At 68.4% G+C, this 6,269-nt stretch carries 6 protein-coding genes; 5 read left to right on the top strand and 1 reads right to left on the bottom strand.

The genetic code is table 11. The features are described 5' to 3' along the window. The 5 genes from hutH to JNN06_RS07090 form a co-directional block, all read left to right on the top strand. The coding region (gene hutH / locus JNN06_RS07070) for a histidine ammonia-lyase (RefSeq protein WP_291238893.1) at positions 1-1,385 on the top strand (1,385 nt) is incomplete at its 5' end. Next, entirely contained in the window at positions 1,382-2,248 is an 867-nt protein-coding gene (gene hutG / locus JNN06_RS07075) for an N-formylglutamate deformylase (RefSeq protein WP_291238894.1), read from the top strand. The genes hutH and hutG, both read left to right, overlap by 4 nt. Positions 2,249-2,251: 3 nt before the next feature. Next, entirely contained in the window at positions 2,252-3,961 is a 1,710-nt protein-coding gene (hutU, locus tag JNN06_RS07080) for a urocanate hydratase (protein ID WP_291238895.1), read from the top strand. A gap of 4 nt (positions 3,962-3,965) precedes the next feature. Continuing rightward, positions 3,966-4,529 (top strand): HutD family protein, encoded by a 564-nt coding sequence (locus tag JNN06_RS07085; protein WP_291238896.1) that lies wholly within the window; start codon positions 3,966-3,968, stop codon positions 4,527-4,529. An 85-nt stretch (positions 4,530-4,614) separates the two neighbouring features. Further along, on the top strand, positions 4,615-5,340 hold the full coding sequence (locus JNN06_RS07090) for a UTRA domain-containing protein (protein ID WP_291238897.1): 726 nt from the start codon (positions 4,615-4,617) through the stop codon (positions 5,338-5,340). Between the two features lie 175 nt (positions 5,341-5,515). Here JNN06_RS07090 and JNN06_RS07095 read toward each other — a convergent pair. Next, the coding region (locus JNN06_RS07095) for a helix-hairpin-helix domain-containing protein (RefSeq protein WP_291238898.1) at positions 5,516-6,269 on the bottom strand (754 nt) is incomplete at its 5' end.

Here is a 6,269-nt window from a genome sequence, read left to right on the forward strand (position 1 = left end):
CGGTCTATGGCGTCAATACCGGCTTTGGCAAACTGGCCTCCATCCGCATCGACCGTTCCGATGTCGCCACGCTTCAGCGCAACCTGATCCTGTCGCATTGCTGCGGCGTGGGCGATCCGCTGCCCGAAGCAGTGGTGCGGCTGATCATGACGCTGAAACTGCTGTCGCTGGGGCGCGGGGCCTCGGGCGTGCGCCCGGAGCTGGTCGCGCTGATCGAGGCGATGCTGGACAAGGGCGTGCTGCCGGTGATCCCCGAAAAAGGCTCGGTCGGGGCCTCGGGCGATCTGGCGCCGCTGGCGCATATGACGGCGGTGATGCTGGGCCATGGCGAGGCGATGGTGGCAGGCCAGCGCCTGCCGGGTGCCGAGGCGCTGCGCGCGGTCGGGCTGGCGCCGATGGCGCTGGAGGCCAAGGAGGGGCTGGCGCTGATCAACGGCACGCAGGTCTCCACCGCGCTGGCGCTGGCGGGCCTGTTCCGCGCCATGCGCGCGCTGAAAACCGCCGTGGTCACCGGGGCGCTTTCGACCGATGCCGCCATGGGCTCCACCGCGCCCTTCACCCCCGAAATCCACAGCCTGCGCGGCCATGCGGGCCAGATCGAGGTCGCCACCGCCCTGCGCAGCCTGATGGAGGGCTCGGGCATCCGCGCCTCGCATTCCGACAATGACGAACGCGTGCAAGACCCCTATTGCCTGCGCTGCCAGCCGCAGGTCGGCGGCGCCTGCCTCGATGTGCTGCGCCAGGCTGCGCGCACGCTGGAAATCGAGGCCAATGCCGCCACCGACAATCCGCTGGTGCTGGCCGATGGGCAGGTGGTCTCGGGCGGCAATTTCCACGCCGAGCCGGTGGCCTTCGCAGCAGACATGATCGCGCTGGCCGTGGCCGAGATCGGCGCCATCGCGCAGCGCCGCATCGCGCTGCTGGTCGATCCCGCGCTCAGCTACGGGCTGCCGGGCTTCCTCACGCCCAAGCCGGGGCTGAACTCCGGCCTGATGATCGCCGAGGTGACCACCGCCGCGCTGATGAGCGAGAACAAGCAGCTCGCCCATCCCGCCTCCATCGATTCCACCCCCACCAGCGCCAATCAGGAGGATCACGTCTCCATGGCCTGCCACGGCGCCCGCCGCCTGTTGCCGATGACGCAGAACCTGTTCTGGATTCTGGGGGTCGAGGCGATGATGGGCGCGCAAGGGGTGGAGCTGCGCGCGCCGCATCTCACCTCGCCGCGCCTGCTGGCGGTGAAGGCGGCGATCCGCCGCTGCATCGCGCCGCTGGCCGAGGATCGCTTCATGGGGGATGACATGGCCGCCTCGGGCGAGATCGTCGCCAGCGGCGCCCTGATCGACGCCGCCGGGCCCGAGATCCTGCCGGGCCTGCTGGCATGACCCAGCCTTTCATCGTCACGCCCGGAGAGGGGCCGCTGGTGCTGGGGATGCCGCATGTCGGCACCTTCCTGCCGCCGGGCATCGCCGCCCGGCTGAATGACGAAGGCCGCCTGCTGCGCGATACCGATTGGCATATTGCCGCGCTCTATCACGATCTGATCCCCGGCCTGACCGTGGTGCAGGCCGCGTTCCACCGCTATGTGATCGACGCCAACCGCGATCCCTCGGGCCAAAGCCTCTATCCCGGCGCCGCCACAACCGAGCTGGTGCCGACAACCACCTTTGACGGCACCCCGATCTGGCAGCAGGGCTTGGAGCCGACCGCCGCCGAGGTCGCCGCCCGTCTGGCCGAATGGCACGCGCCCTATCACGCCGCCTTGGCGGATCAGATGCAGCGGGTGCGCGCCCGGCATGGCGTGGCGATCCTGCTGGATTGCCACTCCATCCGCTCGGTCATCCCGCGGCTGTTCGACGGCACGTTGCCCGATTTCAACACCGGCACCAACCATGGCACCACCTGCGACCCCCTGGTCGAGGCCGCCATCGCCGGCGAGGCCGCCGCCTCGGGCCGCAGCCATGTGCTGAACGGCCGCTTCAAGGGCGGCTGGACCACGCGGCACCATGGCCGCCCCGCCGAAGGCTGTCACGCCATCCAGATGGAGCTGGCGCAATCCAGCCATCTGGCCGCCGAAACCCCGCCCTTCGCGCTGGACGCAGCAAAGGCCGCCGCGCTGCGCCCGACGCTGGCCCGGATGCTGCGCCGCCTGACCGATCTGGCCCCCCACCTTGCCGAAACGCGCCCAGCCGAAACGCGCCCAGCCGAAACGCGCCCAGCCGAAACGCCCCTTGCCGAAAAGAGGTAACCCATGACCAATTCCGCCCAAAATCCCCGCCACAATCTCCGCGACATCTTCCCGCCCACCGGCCCCACGCTCACCGCCAAAAGCTGGCAGACCGAGGCGCCCCTGCGCATGTTGATGAACAACCTACACCCCGATGTGGCGGAAAACCCGCATGAGCTGGTGGTCTATGGCGGCATTGGCCGCGCCGCCCGCACCTGGGCGGATTTCGACCGCATCGTCGCCACGCTGAAAGATCTGGAGGCCGACGAGACGCTGGTGGTGCAATCGGGCCGCCCGGTCGCGGTGGTGCGCACCCATGCCGACGCGCCGCGCGTGCTGATCGCCAATTCCAACCTCGTGCCGCATTGGGCCAATTGGGACCATTTCAACGAGTTGGATAAGAAAGGCCTGATGATGTATGGCCAGATGACCGCCGGGTCCTGGATCTATATCGGCACGCAAGGCATCGTACAGGGCACCTACGAGACCTTCGCCGAAGCCGGGCGCCAGCATTACGGCGGCAGCCTGAAAGGCAAATGGATCCTCACCGGCGGCCTTGGCGGCATGGGCGGCGCCCAGCCCCTTGCCGCCGTGATGGCCGGGGCCTGCTGCCTCGCCGTCGAATGCGACGAGACCCGCGCCGATTTCCGCATCCGCACCCGCTATTGCGACGCGAAAACCCATTCGCTCGACGAGGCGCTGGCGATGATCGACCGCTGGACACAGGCGGGCGAGGCGAAATCGGTGGCGCTGATCGGCAATGCCGCCGAGGTCTTCCCCGCGATCTATGCCCGCATGAAGGCGGGCCTCCCCCTGCCCAATGGCCGCCCCGACATCGTGACCGACCAGACCTCGGCCCATGATCCGGTGCATGGCTATCTGCCGCTGGGCTGGACCGTCGCCGAATGGCGCGCCAAACAGGACAGCGACCCCAAGGCGGTGGAGAAAGCCGCCCGCGCCAGCATGAAACAGCATGTGGCCGCCATGGTCGATTTCTGGAATGCGGGCGTGCCCACGCTAGATTATGGCAACAACATCCGCCAGATCGCCAAAGAAGAGGGGCTGGAGACCGCCTTCGCCTTCCCCGGCTTCGTGCCCGCCTATATCCGCCCGCTGTTCTGCAAGGGCATCGGCCCCTTCCGCTGGGTAGCGCTGTCGGGCGATCCCGAAGACATCTACAAAACCGATGCCGCGATGAAAAAGCTGTTCCCCGAGAACACCCATCTGCACAACTGGCTCGACATGGCGCGCGACCGCATCGCCTTTCAGGGCCTGCCCGCCCGCATCTGCTGGATCGGGCTGGGCGACCGGCACCGCGCCGGGCTGATGTTCAACGAAATGGTGGCGCGCGGCGAGCTGAAGGCCCCGGTCGTCATCGGCCGCGATCACCTCGACAGCGGCTCGGTCGCCTCGCCCAACCGCGAGACCGAGGCGATGCGCGATGGCTCCGATGCCGTCTCCGACTGGCCGCTGCTGAACGCGCTGGTGAATACTGCCTCGGGCGCGACCTGGGTGTCGCTGCACCATGGCGGCGGCGTGGGCATGGGCTTTTCCCAGCATTCCGGCGTGGTGATCTGCGCGGATGGCACGCCCGAAGCCGCCAAACGGCTGGAGCGCGTGCTGTGGAACGATCCGGCCTCCGGCGTCTATCGCCATGCCGATGCCGGGTATGACCTCGCGATCGACCACGCCAAGGCCTGCGGCCTGCGCCTGCCGTCGATCCTCGGGAACTGAGGCGATGCGGGTCATCCGTCACGCCGATTGCCCGCCCGCGCCGTGGAAAAACGGCGCGGGTTCCACGCGCGAGCTGTGGTGCCGCGCGGATGCCGAGGGCGTGCTGGCCCGCATCTCGCTGGCCGAGATCACCGGCGACCAGCCGTTTTCGGCCTTTCCCGGTATGGACCGGGTGATCCTGCAACTGGATGGCCCGCCCATGCGCCTGACGGTCGAGGGGCAGGATCACCCCATCGCCACCCCCTTCGCCTTTCCCGGCGAGGCGCGCGTCACCTGCCACCTGTCCGCGCCGGGCCGGGCGCATGACCTGAACCTGATGACGCGGCGCGGCACCTGCGCGGGCCGCATGACCCTGCTGAGCCTCGCGCCCGATGCGAGTCTGACGCCGGACCCGGGCGCCAGCCTCACCGCGCTGCTCGCCCTCACCCCCTGCACGCTGGACGCGTCCGCCCCCGTCACCCTCGCGCCGCTGGACCTGCTGCTGATCCCCCAGCCGCTCACCCTGCGCGCCCGAACGGCAGCGCAATGCGTCTGCCTCACCGTCAGCGCCCCGGCGCCTTCTCCCTAGCAGTGCAGCCCGGTGACAGGCGCGGCTTTCGATGCTAGACCGCAGAAACCCGCCCTTCCGGCACAGCGCGCAAGGCCAGCAGATCATGAGTGAAAGGCCCGCCACGCTGCACGAGCGCATCCTCACCGAGGTGCGCGAGAACATCCTCACCGGCACATGGCCGCCCGGCCACCGCATCCCCTTCGAGGTCGAGATGGCCGCCGCCTATGGCGTCTCGCGCATGACCGTGAACAAGGCGCTGACCCAACTGACCCGCGAGGGCTATCTGGAGCGGCGCCGCAAGGGCGGCACCGTGGTGGCCCGGCCGCGCGGCCAATCCGCCGTGATGCGGATCGCCGACATCGGCGAGGAGGTGCGCGCCAGCGGCGCCAGCTATGCCTTCACCCTCCTGCGCGCCGCCCTGCGCAGCGCCGATGCCGAAACCGAGGGCCTGCTGCGCGGCCTGCTGCCGGGGCGCCCCATCCTGGATCTGGAATATGTCCATATCGCCGATGGCGCCCCCTTTTGCCACGAGCGGCGCCTGATCAATCTCGATGTCGTGCCCGAGGCGCAGGCGGTGGATTTCGCCACCGAGCAGGCGGGCGCCTGGCTCTTGCGCCAAATCCCGTGGAGCGCCGCCGAACACGTCATCCGCGCCGTCGCCCCCGCCGCGCCAGTGGCCCGCCATCTTGGCTTGGGTGCCGCCACCCCCTGCCTTGAAATCGTCCGCCGCACCGTTCTGGAATACCGCCCCGTCACCTTCGCCCGCTTCACCTATCCCGGCCACGCGCATCAGCTGATCGCCACCTTCTCCCCGCAAAGCGGGGGGTGAGGGGGGCGCCGGGAGGAGGCGGGGCTGGTCCTCCCCGGCCCGAAGGCTCGCCCCCGTCACATGTCGCCCCCGTGCTGTGCGCCAGTCACCAGCAGACTAACTGTATAGCCCGTTACCTTTTGCCGTGAAATCTCCGGGAAAGTGTATCGGTGGTTACCGTTTTGCGGCGGGTCGGCTAGCCCTTGTCGTGGAAGAAATCGTGGATCTGCTGCGCCATTGCCGCCGAAATGCCGGTGACGGCCATTAGGTCTTCCACAGCGGCGCGACTCACCGCCTTGGCACTGCCGAAATGCGCCAGCAGCGCGCGTTTGCGGGTTGCGCCCACGCCCGGCACCTCGTCCAGCGGTGTGGCGGTGGTGGCCTTGGCGCGTTTGGCCCGATGGGCGCCGATGGCCCACCTATGGGCTTCATCCCGCAGGCGTTGCACAAAATATAGCACGGGATCATTCATCCGCAGCGCGAAAGGCGCCTCGCCGGGGCGGTGGAATTCCTCCTTGCCATGGTCGCGATCCACGCCCTTGGCCACGCCGACAAAGGAGATGTCATCCACCCCCAGCTCTGCCATGATCTCGGCCACCGCCGAAATCTGTCCCGCGCCCCCGTCGATCAACAGCAGGTCCGGCCAAAGATCGGTCTTCCGCTCGGGGTCTTCTTTCAGCAACCGCTCGAACCGCCGCGTCAACACTTCCTTCATCATGCCGAAATCGTCGCCCTGCGCGCCGGCTTCGCCCTTGATGTTGAACTTGCGATACTGGCTTTTCAGGAAGCCCTCCGCCCCCGCCACGATCATGCCGCCAACCGCATGGGCGCCCTGGATATGGCTGTTGTCATAGACCTCGATCCGGCGCGGAGGGCCTTCCAAATCAAAGGCTTCCGCCAATCCTTGCAGCAATTTGTTCTGGGTCGAGCTTTCCGCCATCCGCCGCGCG

Source organism: Gemmobacter sp., from assembly GCF_016792925.1.
In the GTDB taxonomy this organism is placed as follows: Bacteria; Pseudomonadota; Alphaproteobacteria; order Rhodobacterales; family Rhodobacteraceae; genus Gemmobacter.